Below are 19,351 nucleotides of genomic sequence, written 5' to 3'. Positions count from 1 at the left end.
GTTTTGTTCTAGGCAGGATAGCTCATGTCTGAGGGGACAGGAAAGCACTGCGGTAAAAGGGACACGCCAGGCGTTGCCATTTCGCCACGCGTCAAGGTGCTCCTGCCACTGCCACTTGCGGGTGCATACGACTATCGCAGTTCGGTTCCCCTGTCACTCAAAAGTGGCGATTTTGTCGCCGTTCCACTCAACCAAAGAGACATGATCGGAGTCGTGTGGGATTCGTCTCCGGAACAAGATATCGTGCCGGTTCCGGATCATCGTCTCCGTCCCGTCACCGCCACCCTCCCCGTTCCGCCCATGACGCCGAGCCTCAGGCGCTTCATCGACTGGGTCGCGGCCTACACGCTTAGCCCGCCCGGCGCCGTGCTGCGCATGGCGATGAGCGTGCCGGCCGCGCTGGAACCGCCAACGCCGCAGGCCGGCTGGATCCTCGCCGGACCGGGAGGCAACAGCCAACCTCGTATTACTCCGGAGCGGGCCCGGGTCCTGGCCGTCATGCGCCCTGGCGAGCCCATGGCCGGCGCCCGCATCGCCGAGGCCGCCAAGGTCTCCACCGGGGTCCTGCGCGGCATGGCGGAAGCGGGGCTGCTGCGCCCCGCCCTGCTGCCGCTGGCCAGCCGCTTCGCCCGGCCGGACCCCGAGCATCCCGGCCCGGCGCTGGGGCCGGAGCAGGCGGCGGCGGCCAGCGCCCTCAGCGCCCGCGCCGCCGCACGGGCCTTCAGCGTGACGCTGCTTACCGGCGTCACCGGCTCCGGCAAGACCGAGGTCTATCTGGATGCCGTCGCCGAATGTCTCCGTCAGGGCCGCCAGGCGCTGGTGCTGCTGCCGGAGATCGCGCTTTCCGCCCAGTGGCTGGACCGGTTCCGCGCCCGCTTCGGCGTCGCCCCCGCCCTCTGGCATTCCGAGGTGGGCGGCAGGACGCGGCGGGAGACCTGGCGGGCGGTGGCAGAGGGCCAGGCGCCGGTCGTGGTCGGTGCCCGCTCCGCGCTCTTCCTGCCCTTCCCCGATCTCGGCCTTATCGTGGTGGATGAGGAGCACGAGACGGCGTTCAAGCAGGAGGATGGCGTGGTCTATCACGCCCGCGACATGGCGGTGGTCCGCGCCCGGCTGGCCGAGGCGGCTTGCGTGCTGGTCTCCGCCACGCCGAGCCTCGAGACCCTGACCAACGCCCAGACCGGGCGCTACCACGCCCTGCACCTGCCACGCCGGCATGGCGGCGCCACCCTGCCCGAGGTGGCGATGATCGATTTGCGGGAGGCGCCGCCGGAGCGAGGCCGCTTCCTCTCCCCGCCGCTGATCGCGGCGGTGGAGGCGGCGCTGGGGCGCGGAGAGCAGGCGATGCTCTTCCTCAATCGCCGCGGCTATGCGCCGCTGACGCTCTGCCGGCATTGCGGCCACCGGCTGCGCTGCCCGAACTGCACCGCCTGGCTCGTGGAGCATCGCGCCCAGCGCCGCCTGCAATGCCACCATTGCGGTCATGCCGAATCCCCACCCGCCGAATGCCCCGAATGCGGCAGCGCCCACAGCCTGACGGCCGTCGGCCCTGGGGTGGAGCGTGTGCAGGAGGAGGTTGCCAGTCTGTGGCCGGAGGCACGGCGCATCGTCATGGCCTCCGACACCATGCCCGGTCCGGCCGCCGCCGCGGCAGCGGCGCAGGCCATCCAGGACCGCGCCGTGGACCTCATCATCGGCACCCAAATCGTCGCCAAGGGCTGGCATTTCCCGCATCTGACCCTGGTGGGGGTGGTGGATGCCGATCTCGGCCTGGCGGGGGGCGATCTGCGGGCGGCGGAGCGGACGGTGCAACTGCTGCATCAGGTGGCGGGCCGCGCCGGGCGGGCGGAGGCGCCGGGCCGGGTACTGCTGCAGAGCTATTCGCCGGAGCATCCGGTGATGAAGGCGCTGGTCTCCGGCGACCTCGACGCCTTCATGGCGGAGGAGGCGGCGATGCGCCGCCCCGGCCACTGGCCGCCCTTCGGCCGGCTGGCGGCGCTGATCGTCAGCTCCGAGGATGAGCGGGAGGCGGACCGGACGGCGCGCGACCTCGGCTTGGCGGCACCGGGCGGGGAGGGGGTGCAGGTGCTGGGCCCGGCCCCCGCGCCGCTCGCCCTGCTGCGCGGCCGGCACCGCCGGCGGCTGTTGCTGAAGACGAGGCGGGACATCGCAGTGCAGCCGCTGCTGCGGGAATGGCTGGCGCGCGTCGAGGTGCCGAACAGCGTCCGCGTGCAGGTGGATGTGGACCCGGTGGCCTTTCTCTAGATCCCGTCAAGCCGCTGCGTGGCTCGATGGGGAGGGGCGGAGGCGCTGCAACTCCCGGGTTTCGCACAGCCCGTCGCGGCAAAGCTGCGGCGGGGCAGCGGCCGCTGCGGTTCGGCGGCGTGCGCCCGGGCTGCACGCCGCGCCGCCGAACCGCGAAAGTTTCAGTGCGGCATGTGCGGACCACGCACTATATTTGCGGGCCGATGCCTGACGACCTCTACCATACCGACATCCTCGCCTGGTCCCGCGCCCAGGCCGACCGTCTCCGCCGCGTCGCGGCCGGGGAACGGGTGAACGACGTCGACTGGGCGCATGTGATCGAGGAGGTGGAGGATTTGGGCAAGAGCCAGCTTGCCGGGGTCGAATCCTTCCTTGTGATGGCCATCCTGCACGCCCTGAAGGTGACGGCCTGGCCGGAGGAGCATCCGGCGGTCCAGCACTGGGAGGCGGAGATCGCCAATTTCCTCACCCAGGCCCAGACCCGCTTCGAACCCGGCATGCGGCAGCATATCGACGGTGCCGTGCTCTACCGGCGGGCGCTGAGACAGCTCCGCAAGACGCCGATGCGGGGCACGCCGCCCCTGTCCCTGCCGGAGAGCCTCACTTTCGACCCCGCGCTGGTGCTGGGCGAGGAATTCGGCACCACCGACCTGCTCGATCTCATCCGCGCCGCCTGACCGCCAGCACCGCCGCCGCCAGGAGCTGGATCACCCCCGCCAGGGCCGGCGGCGCGGCCGGGCCCCAGGCTTCCAGCGCCGTGCCGAAGGCGGCCGGCCCGAAGGCGTAGAAGGCCTGGTTCACCGCCGTCACCAGCGCCACCACGGCGGCCACCTGCGCCGGCGGCCATTCCCGCTGCGCGATCAGCGGCGGCAGGGAAAGCAGGTTGCCGATCCCGAAGCCGAACAGCATCACCCCCGCCAGCAGCAGGGGCGGGGAGGCGCCCGCCGCCAGCACCAGCAGCCCCGAACCCACCGCCTGCAGCAGGAAATTCGCCACCCCGGCCAGCCGCCGGTCCATCCCCGGCGGCAGCGCCACCCCCACCAGCGTCCGTCCCAGCACGGCGCAGGCGGTGGCAAGGCTCATCGCCAGCCCGGCCCCTTCGGTCCCGAGCGCCGGCGCCAGGATGGAGAAGAGTGTGGTCAGCAGCCCGATCTGCGCCGTCAGCCCGAATGCGAAGGCCAGTGAGAGGGTGACGAACCCCGCCTGCCGCCAGAGCGGGCCCGCGGGGGACGGCATTGGGCGCGGCGTTGGCGGCCCTGCCGCGCCATCCGGGAACAGGCCGAGCCGCGCCGGGGTCTGGCCGAAATACCGCCCCGCCATGGGCCAGCCGACCGCCAGCACCAGCCCCGCCACCGCCAGCCCCGCCCCTGCGAATCCGAAACCGGCGATCAGCAGGGCCCAAAGCGGAGTGAACAACACGCCGCCCATGCTGGCGCCGTTATAGGCCATGGCCAGCGCCGCCGGCCGCCGCTGCTCGAACCAGGGGGCGACCAGGGCATTGATGGCGGCGCCGCTGGTCACCGCCCAGCCGCAGGCCGTCAGCAGCGCCGCCGGCACCAGCATCCAGGGCCTGTCCGCCGCCCCCCAGGCTGCAGTGCCGAGCGCCATGGCCAGCAGCCCGGCCCGGATCACCGGCACGGGGCCGAATCGGGCCAGTAGCGCCGGCAGCCGCGTCACCAGCGCGGCGCTGGCCAGGTAGTGCAGGGTGATGGCGGCGGCGATCCAGGAAGCCGGCCAGCCCTCCCGCGCCTGCAGCGCATGCAGGAACACCGAAGGGCCGTAGAAATTGATGCCCCAGCTCAACATCGCCAGGGTGAAGGCAGCCGCCACCACCCGCCAGCCATAGAAGCTTCCGGCCACGCTGCCCCCGGCGATCCGCCGCGGCGAGCCTAGGACAAAGCCCCGGCTGGTGGAATCCGCCCAGCGCCAGGCGATGGCCGGCCCGGGACGCGGGCCCTGGAGGCCGCCCGCTGCGAGCCGCGGAGGGCCGGCGGCGCGCCGCGCCATGGGCGCGCCGGGCCGGATTGCTAGGCTGTGAACCCCATGGTAATCCCGCGCCGCCGCATTCGGTTGACCCCGGCGCGGCGCTGCGTTCGCGCCTCCGTGCGGGCGCGGGCCACCACGCAACAGAACCGGGACTGCCCGTGGCCGCCACCGAAACCGCCGTTTCCGCCTCGCCCAAGGCGCCGAACCCCACCGGGCTGGCCGCCCGCTATGCGCTGGCCCTGCTCGCCCTTGCCGATGACCGGCGCAAGGCCGACCCCGGCGCGCTGGACCGCATCGCCGCCGATCTGGAAAAGGTCGCCGCGCTGGCGGCGGAGGACCGGGGCTTCCACGCCTTCATCGCCGATCCGCGCCTCGACGCCGCCGCCCAGCGCAAGGGCGCCTTCGCGGTGCTCGACCGCGCCGGGATCGGGGCCGAGGTGCGCAACCTGGTCGGCGTGCTGATCCACAACCGCCGCCTCTCCAAGCTGCCGGACGTCGCCGCCGCCTTCGGCGCGGAGCTCGCCGCGCGCCGTGGCCAGCAGGTGGCCGAGGTCACCAGCGCGCATGCGCTGACCGATACGCAGCGGGCGCAGATCGCCGCCCGCCTCACCGAGGCCGGCTTCTCCGGCGTGAAGCTCGTGGAGCGGGTGGATCCCGCCATCCTCGGCGGGCTGATCGTCCGGATCGGCTCCCGCCTCTACGACAACAGCATCAAATCCAAGCTGCAGCGCCTGCAGTTCGCCATGAAGGGGGCCGCCTGATGGACATCCGTCCCGCCGAGATCTCGGAGATCCTGAAGCAGCAGATCGCGGGCTTCGACACCGAGGCGAATGTCGCGGAAGTCGGCACCGTGCTGACGGTCGGCGACGGCATCGCCCGCGTCTACGGCCTGCAGAACGTCATGGCCGGCGAGCTGGTGGAATTCCCCGCCGCCGGCGTGCGCGGCATGGCGCTGAACCTCGAATCCGACAATGTCGGCATCGTGATCTTCGGCTCCGACCGTGAGGTGAAGGAAGGCGACACGGTGCAGCGCACCGGCGCCATCGTGGACGTGCCGGTCGGCAAGGGCCTGCTCGGCCGCGTCGTGGACGGCCTCGGCAACCCGATCGACGGCAAGGGCCCGCTGACCGACGTGACGCGCACCCGCGTCGAGGTGAAGGCGCCCGGCATCATCCCGCGCAAGTCGGTGCATGAGCCGATGCAGACCGGCATCAAGGCGATCGACGCCCTGATCCCGATCGGCCGCGGCCAGCGCGAGCTGATCATCGGCGATCGCCAGACCGGCAAGACCGCGGTGATCGTGGACACGATCATCAACCAGAAGCCGATCAACGCCGGCACCGACGAGAGCAAGAAGCTCTACTGCATCTATGTCGCGGTCGGCCAGAAGCGCTCCACCGTCGCCCAGCTGGTGAAGCAGCTGGAGGAGAGCGGCGCGCTCGAATACTCCATCATCGTCGCCGCCACCGCCTCCGACCCGGCGCCGATGCAGTTCCTGGCGCCCTACACCGGCTGCGCCATGGGCGAGTTCTTCCGCGACAACGCCATGCACGCGGTCATTTTCTACGATGACCTGTCCAAGCAGGCCGTCGCCTACCGCCAGATGTCCCTGCTGCTGCGCCGCCCGCCGGGGCGCGAGGCCTATCCGGGTGACGTCTTCTACCTGCACTCGCGCCTGCTGGAGCGGGCGGCGAAGATGAACGACGATTTCGGCAATGGCTCGCTGACCGCCCTGCCGGTGATCGAGACCCAGGCCGGTGACGTCTCCGCCTACATCCCGACCAACGTGATCTCCATCACGGACGGCCAGATCTTCCTGGAGACCGAGCTGTTCTTCAAGGGCATCCGCCCGGCGGTGAATGTCGGCCTCAGCGTCTCCCGCGTCGGCTCCGCCGCGCAGATCAAGGCGATGAAGCAGGTGGCCGGCCGCATCAAGCTGGAGCTGGCGCAGTACCGCGAGATGGCGGCCTTCGCGCAGTTCTCCTCGGACCTCGACGCCTCCACCCAGGCGCTGCTGGCCCGCGGCGCCCGGCTGACGGAGCTGCTGAAGCAGCCGCAGTTCAAGCCGGTGCCGGTGGAGGAGCAGGTCGTCTCCCTGTTCGCCGGCACCCGCGGCTATCTGGACAAGCTGCCGGTCTCGGCGGTCGGGCCTTTCGAGCGGCAGATGCTCTCCGAGCTGAAGGCCAGCCAGCCGGCGATCCTCGAGGCGATCCGCACCGACCGCGAGATCAAGAAGGAGACCGAGGCCAAGCTCGTCGCCTTCCTCGACGGCTTCGCCAAGTCCTTCGCGGCCTGAGGCCCAAGCCAGGGGGGTAGCGGCCGATGGCCAGCCTGAAGGACCTGCGTGGGCGGATCAACAGCGTGAAATCCACGCGGAAGATCACCCAGGCGATGAAGATGGTGGCTGCCGCCAAGCTGCGCCGTGCCCAGGCGCAGGCGGAAGCGGCGCGGCCCTATGCAGAGCGGATGGAGGCGATCCTCGCCCTGCTCGGCTCCGCCGTGGCCTCCTCCCCCGGCGCGCCGCGCATGCTGGTGGGGACGGGCGCGGACAGGGTGCATCTGCTGGTGGTCGTCACCGCGGATCGCGGCCTGGCCGGGCCCTTCAACACCCAGATCGGCCGCCTGGCCCGCGCCCGTGTGCGGGCGCTGGAGGCCGAGGGGCGGACGGTGAAGATCCTTGCCGTCGGCCGCAAGGGCGCCGCCTATCTGAAGCGCGAATTCGCCAGCCGCTTCGTCGGCGAGATCACCTTCGCCGGCAAGAAGCGCGTGGACTTCGCGGATGCCGAGGAGATCGCGCAGCAGATCACCGCGATGCTGGAGGAGGGGGGCTTCGACATCTGCTCCCTGCTCTACAACCGCTTTCGCAACGTGATCACCCAGATCCCGACCGAGCAGCGGCTGATCCCGGCGCCGCTGCCGGAGGGTGCCGCGGCCGCCGAAGGCCCCCAGGCGCTGTACGAGTATGAGCCGACCGAGGAGGAGATCCTCGGCACGCTGCTGCCGCGCAACCTCGCCGTGCAGATCTACCGCGCCATCCTGGAATCCGCCGCCGGCGAGCAGGGCGCGCGGATGACCGCGATGGACAACGCGACGCGCAACGCCGGCGAAATGATCAACAAGCTGACGCTCAACTACAACCGCACGCGACAGGCCAACATCACCAAGGAGCTGATCGAGATCATCTCCGGGGCCGAGGCCGTCTGAGGAGCTTGATGCCATGAAGAACAATGTCGGGCAGATCGCCCAGGTTCTCGGCGCCGTCGTGGACGTGCAGTTCCCCGGTGAGCTGCCGGCCATCCTGAACTCGCTGACGACGAAGAACGGCGACAACACGCTGGTTCTCGAAGTGGCGCAGCACCTGGGCGAGCGCACCGTGCGCTGCATCGCCATGGACATGACGGATGGCCTGGTGCGCGGCCAGGAAGTGGTGGACACCGGCGCCGGCATCGCCGTGCCGGTCGGCAACGGCACGCTCGGCCGCATCCTGAACGTGATCGGCGAGCCGATCGACGAGCGCGGCCCGGTGCCGCACGAGAAGACCTACACCATCCACCGCGAGGCGCCGCCCTTCGAGGAGCAGGCGACCTCGGCGGAAATCCTGGTGACGGGCATCAAGGTCATCGACCTGCTGGCCCCCTACCTGAAGGGCGGCAAGATCGGCCTGTTCGGCGGCGCCGGCGTGGGCAAGACCGTCACCATCCAGGAGCTGATCAACAACGTCGCCAAGGCGCATGGCGGCGTGTCCGTCTTCGCCGGCGTGGGTGAGCGCACCCGCGAGGGCAACGACCTGTATCACGAGATGGTCGATGCCGGCGTCATCAAGCTCGGCGACAACGGCTCCACCGAAGGCTCCAAGGTGGCGCTGGTCTACGGCCAGATGAACGAGCCGCCGGGCGCCCGCGCTCGCGTCGCCCTCTCCGGCCTCTCGCTCGCGGAATACTTCCGCGACGAGCAGGGTCAGGATGTGCTGTTCTTCGTGGACAACATCTTCCGCTTCACCCAGGCGGGCGCCGAGGTGTCGGCGCTGCTCGGTCGCATCCCCTCCGCGGTGGGCTACCAGCCGACGCTGGCCACCGACATGGGCGCGCTGCAGGAGCGCATCACCTCCACCAAGAAGGGCTCCATCACCTCGGTGCAGGCCATCTACGTCCCCGCGGACGACCTGACCGACCCGGCGCCGGCCACCTCCTTCGCCCACCTCGACGCGACGACGGTGCTCAACCGCTCCATCGCCGAGCTCGGCATCTTCCCGGCGGTCGATCCGCTCGACTCCACCTCCCGTGCCCTCGACCCGCGCGTGGTGGGCGAGGAGCACTACCGGGTGGCGCGCGAGACGCAGCGCATCCTGCAGACCTACAAGTCGCTGCAGGACATCATCGCCATTCTCGGCATGGACGAGCTCTCGGAAGAGGACAAGCTGGTGGTGGCGCGCGCGCGCAAGATCCAGCGCTTCCTCAGCCAGCCCTTCCACGTGGCCGAGGTCTTCACCGGCACGCCGGGCGTCTTTGTGAAGCTGGAGGACACCATCCGCAGCTTCGCCGGCATCGTGGCCGGCGAGTACGACCACCTGCCGGAAGCCGCCTTCTACATGGTCGGCACCATCGAAGAGGCGGTGAAGAAGGCGGAGAGCCTGAAGCAGGCCGCCTGACGGCGACCGGCTTCGGGGTTGCGGCCCGCTCCGGCGGGCCGCGGCATCCGGGGCCGACCGACGCTGCGGGCCGCGGGGCGACCCCGCCCGGCCCGTGGCTCCTGGATTTCGCCGCCTTGCGGCTTGCCGCGGACGCGGCCTCGGCGGGTGGCTGGGCCCTCGCCGCCAGAATGACGGGAATGAATTGATGGCCACCTTCCAGTTCGAACTCGTCTCGCCGGAGAGGCTGCTGCTCTCCCGCCCGGTCGAGATGGCGACCATCCCGGCCATCGAGGGCGAGATGGGCGTGCTCCCGGGCCATGCGCCGATGATCGTGGCGCTGCGCGGCGGGGTGATCCGGGTGCAGGAGAACGGCGCGGAGACCGAGGCGCTGTTCGTCGCCGGCGGCTTCGCCGAGATCTCCGCCGCCCGGGTGACGGTGCTGGCGGATGAGGCGACGCCGCTCGCCAGCCTCTCCCGCGCCGAATCGGAGAAGCGCCTGGCCGAGGCGGAGGCGGCACTGAACGCCATTCCGCTGACCGAGCCGGAGGCGAAGCGCGACGCCGCCATGGCCCGGGTGCTGGCCATGCAGGCCGCCGTGGCGGCGGCGGGCGCGGCCTGAGGGCCACCCGGCGGCCGAATGTGCGGCCGAGGGTTGAATCCTGCCTCGCCCCGGCGAACATTCCACGGTGAAGGGCGTTGACGCGCCTCCGGGGTAGGGGATGGGCCGGTATGGCCTTGCTGCGCGATGAAGCATTGGCGTCTTGAGGATTTGCCGTGGGATCGCTTCGATCCCACGAAGATGGACCCGGAGATCGTCCCGGCAGTGAAGGCCGCGGCGATGGTGGAGCGGAATGGCGGCGACTATGCCCGCTACCTCAATTCCGTCTTCTCCGACGACCCGGATTTCCGCCAGGCCGCCGACCATTGGGCGGTGGAGGAGATCCAGCACGGCGATGCGCTGGGCCGCTGGGCCTCGCTCGCCGATCCGGGCTGGGACTATGCGGCGGCCTTCGCCCGCTACCGCGAGGGCTTCAAGATCGATGTCGAGGCCAATGCCTCCATCCGCGGTTCCCGCAGCGGGGAGCTGATCGCCCGCTGCATGGTGGAGACCGGCACCAGCAGCTACTACACCGCGCTCGCCGAGGCCTCGGAGGAGCCGGTGCTGCAGGCGCTCTGCCGGCAGATCGCGGCGGATGAGTACCGTCACTTCAAGCTCTTCTACGACCATCTGAAGCGCTACCTGAAGCGCGAGGACCTCTCCTTCCTGCAGCGGCTGCGCATCGCCGCCGGGCGGGTTGGGGAGACGGAGGATGACGAGCTCGCCTTCGCCTATCACTGCGCCAACGAGGATGCGGAGCTGGGCTACGATCATGCCCGCTGCACGGCGGGCTATATGGGCCGGGCGATGGGCTTCTACCGCTTTCGCCACATCGAGCGCAGCATGGGCATGATGTTCAAGACGGTGGGGCTGGAGCCGCGCGGCCGGATGGCGGATCTGGCGGCGCGAGCGGCTTGGCGGCTGCTCTGCTGGCGGCGTGACAAGTACCGGGACGCGCTGGCGCGGCAGCAGGTGGAGGCGGGGCTGAAGCTGGCAGCCTGAAGCGGATAGCCTCTGGCGGTATCGCGCCGAGGCCGGATTCTGTTGGAAGAGCAGCCTCCTTGGGCGCCTTGGCACGCGGCGCCGCAAGGCGGGGAGTGTGAACGGAATTCCGTTCGCGGCTCATTGGGTGCAATATCCAAACATAATGCCTTCCCTGAATCGCAACGGTCTGGGAAGCATCATGCATCATCTCCTCCTCGCATGGCCCTTGGCTTGTTGCTGCCGGCCTGCGCCACCATCACCTCCGGCACCTCGTCCACCATGGCCGTCATGTCGGAGCCCGCCGGGGCCTCCTGCCAGATCAAGCGGAACGGCGAGGTGATCGCCGTGGTGAACCCACCCCCGGCACCACGACCATCAGCAAGAGCACCCGCGACCTTGCCGTGGAATGCACGCGGCGGGGAAACCTGCCGGGGGCCAGCGTGGTGAAGCCAGACTTCCAGGTCATGACCGTGGGCAACATCCTGCTCGGCGGGCTGATCGGTCTCGCCGTCGACGCGGCTTCCGGCGCCATGGGCACCTAGAGCGTTTTCGGTTTACATGCGTTCACCGAAAACGCTCTAAGCCTTTGTTTGCAGAGCAGATTCACGCCTTCGGGCGCTGCCGCCCTACGGCGATCTGCTCTAGCCGAGCAACGTCACCGTGGTCCTCGCGCCGAGCCAGTTCGGTACGGCGGCGGAGCGCGACGCCTTCTACGCCAGGCGGGCGGACGAGGTGCGCCGCAACTTCGAGGAGCGCATCGCGACCACGCGGCGAAGCTGCACGCCCAGCGCCCCGGCGGTCTGCGCCGATGCGGTCAAGCCGCTGGAGGCGCAGCGGGAGGACGAGCTTCGCCAGGTGGAGCAGCTACGCCTCGCCGCCCCCGTCCCGACCACCTGATGCGGCGGCCGAACACCACCGATCGGCTGGAAACACCCGATCGGATCACGACGTGATCCGCCGCACCGGAGATAAGCTGCTCTGGACATCTCATGAAGCAGGCAGTCCGATCAGGTGCTGCCACCTGATCGGACGGTGCTCTCGGCGGGGCGGAACTCTACCCGGCGGTCCAGCGCGTCGCGCAGATCGTCGGTGCCGAGGCCGATGATCGGCTCCCGCGCGCCGAGCCCCAGCGCCTCGCTGCGGTCGCGCAGTGCTGGCGCCGTGGCAATGAGGCGGCGCCGCACTCTCTGCGCGCGCGCCAGGGACAATCGGTCGTTCGTTATCGCGCTGCCGGTCACGCTGGTATGGCCGACGACGCGGAGAAGGGACACCCGCGCCGCCGCGCGGTCCGCGATCTGCCGCAACCACATGGCGTAATGCCCGCTCACCGCCGGGTCGCGGACGAATTCCGTGCTGCCCGGCCGGAACAGCAGCTTGATGGCCAGCCTGTTCCGCGTGAGGCCGTGATCCACCAGGCGGCCGAAGGCGTCCTCGGCGGCCGCCTCATCGCCGAGGGCAAGGGTTGCCAGGTAGATCCCGTTCAGCGCCCGCATCTGCTGCCCGGACGGCAGGGCCGTGGCCTGCCGGAACAGCGCCAGGGCACGCCCCGGTTGGTCCTGCTCCTGCGCGGCGATCGCCTCCGCCAGGGCGGCCTGGGCCCGCAGCCCTTGCAGATAGGCGGCGTCCATCTGTGTCCCGGGCGCGCCGGCGCAGGTGCGGAGATAGGCCGCCACCATCTCATCCTCGGCCCAGGCCGGGCTCTCGCGATGGAAGGCGGTGGGGGTTGCGTCCACGCTCTCCCCGATGACCCAGGCCGTGGGGTGGGAGAGGATCCTGCCGGTCCGCAGGTCACCCAATATGGCCCAGATCCGGAAGGTCTCGGTCGGGCCGCGGGCGCTGGCGAGGTTTCCCGGGCCGGCAGAAGGCGTGATGGCGCCGAGCAGGATCAGCGGCTGCGCATCCAGCGCCGCCAGCGTGAAGGGTTGCAGGTCAAGTTGCGAGTGCCGCTCGCGGATCAGCGTCTCGATGCGGGACACCATGCTGCGCGTTGCGCCCGTCTCGGCCCCGCTCGCGCGGTCGATCAGCGGGTCGATGACGATCGCCCGGTGCCCGCCCGCAGCAATCTCAGGGAGGCTGCGGGCACCGGCCAGCGTTGCTTCCGCCAGCAGAAGCGCTGCTTCATCCAGCGGCAGGGCGTCCTTCGGCAAGTCCGCCAGCCCGGGTGGCGGCGGCGGCGCGGCGGGCTGGTCGGCGCAGCCCGCCAGCCCGAGAAGCAGCGCGGTGACCATGCTGCGCCGGCCCCACCGGGCCGCGTCATGGCCGTGTGGCGCAGGCGGAATGCAGGAGGGCGCGGTCGGCATCGGTGGGACCTTCCCCAAGCTGGAGCCGTGCGAGCAATGGGCCGCAGCGCGAATCCACGCGCGGGCCGGCAGCCAGCGCGACCGGAGCCGGTGTGCGCGACTCCAGGCTCGCTTTGCCGACCAGCGCTGCCAGCTGGCGCGGGCGCTTTGCCGGCTTCGGTGGCGCGCCGGAGGGCAATGGGAGAAGCGGCGGCAGGGCTGCCAGCGGTGCTCCGGTGGGCAGCGCGGCCAGCGGCAGGATCTCGAAGGAGGGCCCCTCCGCCGGTGCTGCCTTCAAGGGCGGCACCTCTGCCAGGGCGGTAGGACGCGTGCCCAGGCCCATGTCCCCTGCGGCAGCATTGTCGGGGATCGCCTCGGCGTCAGGCCGGTGGATGACGGGATCACGGGATGGAGCAGGCGCCAGGCTGGCGGCCAGCCTGGCCTCCGACACCGATCGAAGCAGGGCGGTCAGCTCGGCCGCCTGCTGTGCCTCCGCAATCGCGCGCTGCGCCAGTATCCTGGCGAGGGCCTCCCCCTCAGGCGTCAGGTCCCGGCTGGCCGGTTCGCGGATGTCGGACGAGGTGCCCGGGGCCGAGCCGAGCCTGGGCCCCCCTGTGACCTGCCGCGGCCATTTGGCCGGGCTGCGCCCGTCATAGACATCGAGGAGGGAAAGGACCGCCATGCCGAGGGCGAATGCGGCGACCAGCGCCGCAAGCCCGATTGCCAAGCGAAGCCAGCGGGGCGAGGCAATGTCGAGCCCGAGCTCGTCTTGCGTAGCCAAGGGATTTCCTCCCGCGACACGCGAAGCCCCCACCTCCCGCGCCGCTTTTGCTCCCGAGCTTGCATAGACACCAACGGCAGGCACTGTCCATGCCATTCCGGATGCGGCATGGTCTGCGGTCCTGCCAGCTGACGCGACCTGCCGCACCGAGGTTGAGGCTGCCGGTGCTCGCTGCACCGGGCTGCCGCCAGCTTCGTTGAGGCTGCGTCACGGGGGAAATCGCGGCAAAGGCGAAGGATGGTGGCGCAAGTTTGATGGCCTCTCGGCCCGCAAGCACCAGCGGCACCTCCGGCAAGAGCGGGAGCGACACCCGCTCAGGGGAAAGACCTGATCGGCCGCCAGTGCTCAGCGGCCTGCTTGTCCGCTCCGTTCGCTGGGATCCAGCGAATTTCGCGGGCGGTCACTCCCGCCCGCGCAGCGGAATCTCCTTCAGCATCAGGCTCGCCACCATCGCCAGGGCGGCGATCGCCGCCGCCGCCTCGAACACCATGGCGAAGGCCGGCTCCGCCGCCGCCCCGCTCGCCCCTGCCGGCAGGGCGCCGAGAAGGAGGGAGGAAAGGAAGGCCACCCCGAAGGCGCCCCCCATCAGCCGGAAGAACATCATGCAGGAGACGCCGAGCCCGCCATCCCGCGGCGGCAGCGCGTTCTGCACGATGATGGTGCTGGGCGAGAAGCAGCAGCCGAAGGCCAGCCCCAGGGCCAGGGTCACCACCGAATCCACTGCCAGGGAATGGCCCAGCCCGAACCAGCCGACGAAGAGGCACATCGCCGTCGCCACCGCCGTGCCGCCCAGCAGCAGGGCGCGGTAGCGCCCCGTCCGGCTCACCGCCTGCCCGGCGGCGAAGCTGCCGATGACCGTGCCCATGGTCATCGCGATCATCCGCAGCCCGGCCTCCCGCGCCGGCAGCCCGGCCACGGTCTGGTAGTGCAGCGGCACCAGCACCACGAGGGACATCATCACCATCGAGGCCAGGCCGGTCATGCAGATGGCCGCGGTGAAGATGCGGTTGGCGAAGAGCTGGAGAGGCAGCATGGGCTGCGCCGCCACCCTTTCCTGCGCCACCAGCGCCACGGTGAACGCCAGGCCGAGGCCGAAGCAGAGCAGCGCCTCCGGCGCCAGCCAGGACCGCTCCCGCTGCACGAAGGTGATGCCGATCAGCAGCGGGGTACAGGCGCAGAGGATCAGTGCCGCCCCCAGCCAGTCGATCTTCGGCGTCTTGCCCGGCAGGGGCAGGCGGCGGAGCTGGAACCAGGTGGCGCCGAAGGCCGCGGCGCCGAGCGGCAGGTTCACCCAGAAGATCCAGTGCCAGGAGAGTGCATCGACGAACAGCCCGCCCAGCACGGGCCCCAGGATATTGGCGGTGGCGAAGGTGGCGGAGAGGTAGCCCTGCACCTTGCCGCGCTCCCGTGGCGGCAGGATGTCCCCCACCACCGCCAGCGCCAGGGCGCGCAGCCCGCCGCCGCCGAGGCCCTGCACCACCCGCGCCGCGATCAGCGCCAGCATGGTCGGCGCCAGCGCCGCCAGGGCCGAGCCGAGGACGAAGATGGTGACGGAGGCGAGCAGCACCGGCCGCCTGCCATAGAGGTCCGACAGCCGGCCATAGATTGGCGTCGTCACGGTGGAGGAGATGAGATAGGCGGAGACCACCCAGGGCATCAGCTCCCACCCGCCGAGATCGCCGGCGATGGCGGAAAGGGCCGTCGCGACGATGGTCTGGTCGAGGGAGGAGAGGAAAAGCGCGAGGGTCAGGCCGAGGACGATGCCGCGGACCTCGCGCGGGGCGAACAGGCTGTGGGTGGGCGCTGCGTCGGACACCGCCCCAGGCTAGAGCAATTGGCGGTGCGGTCGAGCCCCCGCCCGGCAGCGGAAGCTCCGCGCCGGCAAGACACCGGCCGGCTGGAAGCCGCTCCGGTCCCGTCGCCGGGGCCGCCGGGGCACGATTGGCTGCAGTGGGATCGGCCGAAGGCGCGATTCGCGCGACCAGGGAACCGGCCAGGGGGGATGGGCGGGCGAGGCTCGACCGATCACGCCCCAGGCCTCGCCACCTGGCGAGGAGATGCGCCGGACGCCGCCAGGGATCGGCGGTGCCGGCGCCTCCTTCACGCGGCCCGGCATCGCCGGGCGCGCGGACGCGCCGACGGTGTCAGGTGCAGCGCTGCGCCATGCGTGCCCGGTGCGTCCGCCCCGGGCGGTCACGCGCTACGCCACCTCATTCGCCACGCCCCAGGCGCGCAGCGCCGCCGGGGTGCGGAAATCCTCCGGCACCACGAAATCCCGTGCCGCGCCGCGCATCTTCTCCGGCGAGGCGGGCAGGCCGCTGCGCCGCGCATAATCCGGCAACCGCCGCCGCGCCGCCGCCCTGCCGCGCCTTCGGGAGGCATGGCTCCAGGCGGAGGCCAGGTCCAGCGCCGTCACGCCGAGCACGGCCAGCATCGCCAGCCCGGCCTCCTCCCGCCGGTCCGACTGGCGGTCCAGCGCCGTCGCCAGGGTGCCGAGGTCCAGCGCATCCCCCGCCACCCGGCCCCAGAGCCAGGGCTCCGGGTCCCGCGAGAGGAGGAGGCCCACCCCCGTCGCCACTTCCCGCGCGCCATAGGCGGCGACCAGCCTTTCCTGCCCGCGCAACCCCAGCACCCGGCTCACCGCCTGCGGCGCCAGCAGTTCCACCAGCCCCAGCCCGATGCTGAACCAGCCGAGGCCGCTGGCCATGCGATTCGCCCGCCTCATGGCTTCAGCACCACCTTGATGCAGCCATCCTTCTTGTCGCGGAATGTCTTGTACATCTCCGGCCCCCGCTCCAGCGGCACGGTGTGGGTGATGACGAAGGAGGGGTCGATCTGCCCTGCCTCGATCCGCCGCAGCAGATCGTCGGTCCAGCGGTTCACATGGGTCTGGCCCATGCGCATGGTCAGCCCCTTGTTCATCGCCATGCCGAAGGGGACCTTGTCCAGCAGCCCGCCATAGACGCCGGGGATGGAAAGCGTGCCGGCCGGGCGGCAGACATACATCATCTCCCGCAGCACATGCGGCCGGTCGGTCTCCAGCATCACTGCCTGCTTGGCGCGGTCATACATGCTGTCGAGCGTCGCCGTCGCATGCGCCTCCAGCCCGACGCAGTCGATGCATTTCTCCGGCCCCTTGCCGCCGGTCATCTCGTTCAGCCGCTCCACCACGCTCTCCGCCATGAAGTCGATGGTGGTGGCGCCGCCGGCCTGGGCCATGGCCAGGCGCTCCGGCACCGTGTCGATGGCGATCACCTGCTTCGCGCCGAGCAGCAGGGCGCTGCGGATCGTCATCTGCCCCACCGGGCCGCAGCCCCAGATGGCGACGGTGTCCGTCGGCTGGATGTCGCACTGCACCGCGGCCTGCCAGCCGGTGGGGAAGATGTCCGAGAGGAAGAGGAGCTGCGCGTCGCTCAGCCCCTGCGGCACCTTGATGTGCGTCTTGTCGGCGAAGGGCACACGCAGATATTCCGCCTGGCCGCCCGGATAGCCGCCGGTGAGGTGGGTGTAGCCGAACAGCCCCGCGGTGGTGTGGCCGAACACCTTGTCGGCCAGGCTCTTGTTGCGGTTGCTGCGCTCGCAGACGCTGAAATTGCCGCGCCGGCACTGGTCGCATTCGCCGCAGATGATGGTGAAGGGGATCACCACCCGGTCGCCGCGCTTCAGGTTGGTGACCTCGGACCCCACCTCCTCGACGATCCCCATGGTCTCGTGGCCCATGACGTCGCCGCGTTCCATGCCAGGCATGAAATTGTCGTAGAGGTGGAGGTCGGAGCCGCAGATCGCGCAGCTCGTCACCTTGATGATGGCGTCGCGCGGGTGTTCGAGCTTCGGGTCGGGGACGGTATCGCAGCGTATGTCCTGGGTGCCGTGCCAGCAGAGAGCGCGCATGCCGGGGCCTTTCCTCGGGAATGGCGCAGCAACGCGGCGTTCGGGGCGCGGTTTGTTGCGGAGCGGAACGTCACCTCCGACCGGGGGGGCCGGAACCGGTCCGGTCCTCGGCGGGGGCGGCGCTGCCGCCTGCGGGCAGCGCCCCCAGCCCTACCCCTCAGCCGGGACGAAGGGCGGCTGCAGCCAGAGCGGCTCCTTCAGCTTCTTCAGGAAGGCGGCATGCGCTGCCAGCTCCGCCTCGCTCGGGATGATCGGCCGGGGCGTGCGCTGCCCCAGCAGTGCCGCCGCCTCGGCGCTCGGCGCCCGCCGGGCTGTCGCCAGTTCCAGCCCCGGCTGCTTGCCACCCATCAGCTCCAGGAAGACCTGGGCCAGCAGCTTCACGTCCAGCAGCGCGTTGTGGCTGGTGCGCATGGAGTTGTCGATCTCGTAGCGCCGGCAGAGCGCATCGAGGCTGTTCGGCATGCCCGGAAAGCGCTTTTTCGCCAGGGCCAGGCTGTCCACCATCCGCGCCCGGTCCAGCGGCGGCCGGCCGAGCCGCTTCAGCTCGGCATCGAGGAAGCCGAAATCGAAGGGCGCATTGTGCGCGACGATGGGGGAATCGCCCAGGAACTCCAGCATCGCCTCGGCGATCTCGGCGAATTTCGGCTTGTCCTGGAGCATGGCGGCGGTGAAGCCATGCACCCGCGTCGCCTCTTCCGGCACATCGCGTTCCGGATTGACCAGGGTGTGGAAGGTCCGGTCGGTCGGGATCAGGTTGATCAGCTCGATCGCCGCAACCTCCAGCACCCGGTCGCCGGTTTGGGGGTCGAGGCCGGTGGTCTCGGTGTCTAGGACCACACACCGCAGTCCTGTATGTGCGTCAAGGCCAACTAAATTGCGTGCTTCCGGCCCATTGTTCATCCGCAAGTGTCCTGCAATCGCCCGACGTTCATCATCAAGGATAATTGTGTCCTACATCTTCACTTGAGCGGCAAGCGAGGTGCTTCGCATCTCAACCCGGGGGCGGCCCGCCCCCGCACTTTTCACAGGTCCCCTTCCTGTGGAGCATGGCCCCCATGGAAAGCATGGACGGCTCCCATCTCGCAGCGCACAGGATCGGCACCCAGCCAGGAAAAACTCGCGCCCCCCCGCCATCCCTCCAACAAGCCTACTGTTCGTTCCCACTGCAGCCCTGCCAAGCCCGACCACACGTGCAGCACCCGACTGCGTGACCCGTTCGGGGGCTCTGCCCCCGCGCCGCCGCGCAAGCGCGGCGGCTCCCCCGGGATACAGGCACAGAAACCGGGATCGGCAGAGTCATGCACAAGGCGCTTCGATGTTGCGTCGGTCTGCTGCTTTTTTTCTTGGCCCGCATTGCTCGCTTGGTGAAGCATCGAGGAGCGGACCCCGGGGACGGATAGGCCGCGCACGGAAACCTGAGGCGCCGCCGGTTCACCCGGCGGCGCTTCTTTAATTGGCGTGCGCCGCAATTCCTCCGAGTCGCGCAGCGCTCGGGCGTACGTGCGACTGATGCAGGGCGACAGCGAGGCTCACGGGCGACGGCCGTCACGGCGCACGCGAGTCGGCAGCCGCGCGCTTCTTGCCCGGCGCGGTGTGCGCTCCAGACGGACAGCAGTCCCGTACAGCTCGATAGCGGGTGTAGCCGCAGTCCGCACCGACCCGCTTTGGGATCGCGGTCAGGCGGCCTTGGCAGTAAGCGGCAGCCGATCCACGCCTTGTGGTGACCACGGCGGGTGGTCGATGTCGTGGGCGTGACCGACGACACGACGACGCCAGCACCACTCGTGAGCCGCTCGTATGAGCGTCGTAAGAGCGGTTCCGGAGCAGGCTCTGAGCCTGCAGTCGAGGTCCGCGTGCGCGCGGTGCGGCGGCGGAGCTGGTCCACTGAGGAGCGGTTGCGGATCGTGCGGGAGACGCTCGAGCCTGGCGTGATCGTCCAG

At 70.4% G+C, this 19,351-nt stretch carries 17 protein-coding genes; 10 read left to right on the top strand and 7 right to left on the bottom strand.

Features of this window, described 5'->3' with window-relative positions; genetic code table 11:
* Positions 1-24: 24 nt before the first annotated feature.
* Positions 25-2,262, top strand: coding sequence for a primosomal protein N' (locus NJ376_RS09880; RefSeq protein ID WP_252953081.1), 2,238 nt, complete (start codon positions 25-27; stop codon positions 2,260-2,262).
* 203 nt (positions 2,263-2,465) lie between these two features.
* A complete protein-coding gene (locus tag NJ376_RS09875) occupies positions 2,466-2,939 on the top strand; it encodes a DUF29 domain-containing protein (RefSeq protein ID WP_252953080.1) in 474 nt (157 codons plus the stop codon).
* On the opposite strand, the gene NJ376_RS09870 is transcribed toward NJ376_RS09875, so the two are convergent.
* Positions 2,923-4,122: an MFS transporter gene (locus NJ376_RS09870; RefSeq protein WP_252953079.1), complete on the bottom strand. Its 1,200-nt coding sequence runs from the start codon at positions 4,120-4,122 to the stop codon at positions 2,923-2,925. The two genes, NJ376_RS09875 and NJ376_RS09870, sit on opposite strands and share 17 nt — an antisense overlap.
* A 284-nt stretch (positions 4,123-4,406) precedes the next feature.
* On the opposite strand from NJ376_RS09870, the gene atpH reads away from it, so the two are divergent.
* The 7 genes from atpH (at position 4,407) to NJ376_RS09835 (ending at position 11,357) form a co-directional block, all read left to right on the top strand.
* Complete coding sequence (atpH, locus tag NJ376_RS09865) at positions 4,407-5,009, top strand: ATP synthase F1 subunit delta (RefSeq protein ID WP_252953078.1); 603 nt, start codon at positions 4,407-4,409, stop codon at positions 5,007-5,009.
* Entirely contained in the window at positions 5,009-6,544 is a 1,536-nt protein-coding gene (gene atpA, locus NJ376_RS09860) for a F0F1 ATP synthase subunit alpha (RefSeq protein ID WP_252953077.1), read from the top strand. Before atpH ends, atpA begins: the two co-directional genes overlap by 1 nt.
* Positions 6,545-6,570: 26 nt before the next feature.
* The gene (locus tag NJ376_RS09855) at positions 6,571-7,452 is read left to right on the top strand and encodes a F0F1 ATP synthase subunit gamma (protein ID WP_252953076.1); all 882 of its coding nucleotides are present in this window, start codon (positions 6,571-6,573) and stop codon (positions 7,450-7,452) included.
* Positions 7,453-7,465: 13 nt separating this feature from the next.
* Positions 7,466-8,896, top strand: a complete 1,431-nt coding sequence (gene atpD / locus NJ376_RS09850) for a F0F1 ATP synthase subunit beta (protein ID WP_252953075.1) — start codon at positions 7,466-7,468, stop codon at positions 8,894-8,896.
* 187 nt (positions 8,897-9,083) lie between these two features.
* Entirely contained in the window at positions 9,084-9,497 is a 414-nt protein-coding gene (atpC, locus tag NJ376_RS09845) for an ATP synthase F1 subunit epsilon (protein WP_252953074.1), read from the top strand.
* 126 nt (positions 9,498-9,623) lie between these two features.
* The gene (locus tag NJ376_RS09840) at positions 9,624-10,478 is read left to right on the top strand and encodes a ferritin-like domain-containing protein (protein WP_252953073.1); all 855 of its coding nucleotides are present in this window, start codon (positions 9,624-9,626) and stop codon (positions 10,476-10,478) included.
* A 642-nt stretch (positions 10,479-11,120) separates the two neighbouring features.
* The gene (locus tag NJ376_RS09835) at positions 11,121-11,357 is read left to right on the top strand and encodes a hypothetical protein (RefSeq protein ID WP_252953072.1); all 237 of its coding nucleotides are present in this window, start codon (positions 11,121-11,123) and stop codon (positions 11,355-11,357) included.
* Between the two features lie 110 nt (positions 11,358-11,467).
* Here NJ376_RS09835 and NJ376_RS09830 read toward each other — a convergent pair whose 3' ends face one another.
* From NJ376_RS09830 to dnaQ, 6 genes are all read right to left on the bottom strand, one after another.
* Positions 11,468-12,688: an OmpA family protein gene (locus NJ376_RS09830; RefSeq protein WP_252953071.1), complete on the bottom strand. Its 1,221-nt coding sequence runs from the start codon at positions 12,686-12,688 to the stop codon at positions 11,468-11,470.
* A gap of 25 nt (positions 12,689-12,713) precedes the next feature.
* Positions 12,714-13,520, bottom strand: a complete 807-nt coding sequence (locus NJ376_RS09825) for a hypothetical protein (RefSeq protein ID WP_252953070.1) — start codon at positions 13,518-13,520, stop codon at positions 12,714-12,716.
* A 400-nt stretch (positions 13,521-13,920) separates the two neighbouring features.
* Positions 13,921-15,336 carry an MDR family MFS transporter gene (locus tag NJ376_RS09820; protein ID WP_252953069.1) on the bottom strand — a complete coding sequence of 472 codons (1,416 nt, stop codon included), beginning with the start codon at positions 15,334-15,336 and terminating at the stop codon, positions 13,921-13,923.
* A 384-nt stretch (positions 15,337-15,720) separates the two neighbouring features.
* Positions 15,721-16,227 (bottom strand): cyclase dehydrase, encoded by a 507-nt coding sequence (locus NJ376_RS09815; protein ID WP_252953068.1) that lies wholly within the window; start codon positions 16,225-16,227, stop codon positions 15,721-15,723.
* A gap of 14 nt (positions 16,228-16,241) precedes the next feature.
* Positions 16,242-17,411: a zinc-dependent alcohol dehydrogenase gene (locus NJ376_RS09810; protein ID WP_252953067.1), complete on the bottom strand. Its 1,170-nt coding sequence runs from the start codon at positions 17,409-17,411 to the stop codon at positions 16,242-16,244.
* A gap of 150 nt (positions 17,412-17,561) precedes the next feature.
* The gene (dnaQ, locus tag NJ376_RS09805) at positions 17,562-18,311 is read right to left on the bottom strand and encodes a DNA polymerase III subunit epsilon (RefSeq protein WP_252953066.1); all 750 of its coding nucleotides are present in this window, start codon (positions 18,309-18,311) and stop codon (positions 17,562-17,564) included.
* An 851-nt stretch (positions 18,312-19,162) separates the two neighbouring features.
* On the opposite strand from dnaQ, the gene NJ376_RS09800 reads away from it, so the two are divergent.
* Positions 19,163-19,351, top strand: a 189-nt coding sequence (locus tag NJ376_RS09800) for a transposase (protein ID WP_252953065.1), incomplete at its 3' end; no start/stop codon positions are given.

Origin of the sequence: Siccirubricoccus soli (genome assembly GCF_024178315.1) — a bacterium.
GTDB classification, from domain to species: Bacteria; Pseudomonadota; Alphaproteobacteria; order Acetobacterales; family Acetobacteraceae; genus Siccirubricoccus; species Siccirubricoccus soli.
Note: the sequence above shows the minus strand (reverse complement) of the source record. Positions and strands in the feature narration are given on the sequence as shown.

Bases quoted from the DNA above. Each gene is read 5' to 3' on its own strand.
- NJ376_RS09810 (WP_252953067.1), bottom strand. From the start codon at position 17,411: ATGCGCGCTCTCTGCTGGCACGGCACCCAGGACATACGCTGCGATACC.
- NJ376_RS09880 (WP_252953081.1), top strand. From the start codon at position 25: ATGTCTGAGGGGACAGGAAAGCACTGCGGTAAAAGGGACACGCCAGGC.
- NJ376_RS09855 (WP_252953076.1), top strand. From the start codon at position 6,571: ATGGCCAGCCTGAAGGACCTGCGTGGGCGGATCAACAGCGTGAAATCC.
- NJ376_RS09875 (WP_252953080.1), top strand. From the start codon at position 2,466: ATGCCTGACGACCTCTACCATACCGACATCCTCGCCTGGTCCCGCGCC.
- NJ376_RS09840 (WP_252953073.1), top strand. From the start codon at position 9,624: ATGAAGCATTGGCGTCTTGAGGATTTGCCGTGGGATCGCTTCGATCCC.
- atpD (WP_252953075.1), top strand. From the start codon at position 7,466: ATGAAGAACAATGTCGGGCAGATCGCCCAGGTTCTCGGCGCCGTCGTG.
- NJ376_RS09830 (WP_252953071.1), bottom strand. From the start codon at position 12,688: ATGGTCACCGCGCTGCTTCTCGGGCTGGCGGGCTGCGCCGACCAGCCC.
- dnaQ (WP_252953066.1), bottom strand. From the start codon at position 18,311: ATGAACAATGGGCCGGAAGCACGCAATTTAGTTGGCCTTGACGCACAT.
- NJ376_RS09815 (WP_252953068.1), bottom strand. From the start codon at position 16,227: ATGGCCAGCGGCCTCGGCTGGTTCAGCATCGGGCTGGGGCTGGTGGAA.
- atpA (WP_252953077.1), top strand. From the start codon at position 5,009: ATGGACATCCGTCCCGCCGAGATCTCGGAGATCCTGAAGCAGCAGATC.
- atpC (WP_252953074.1), top strand. From the start codon at position 9,084: ATGGCCACCTTCCAGTTCGAACTCGTCTCGCCGGAGAGGCTGCTGCTC.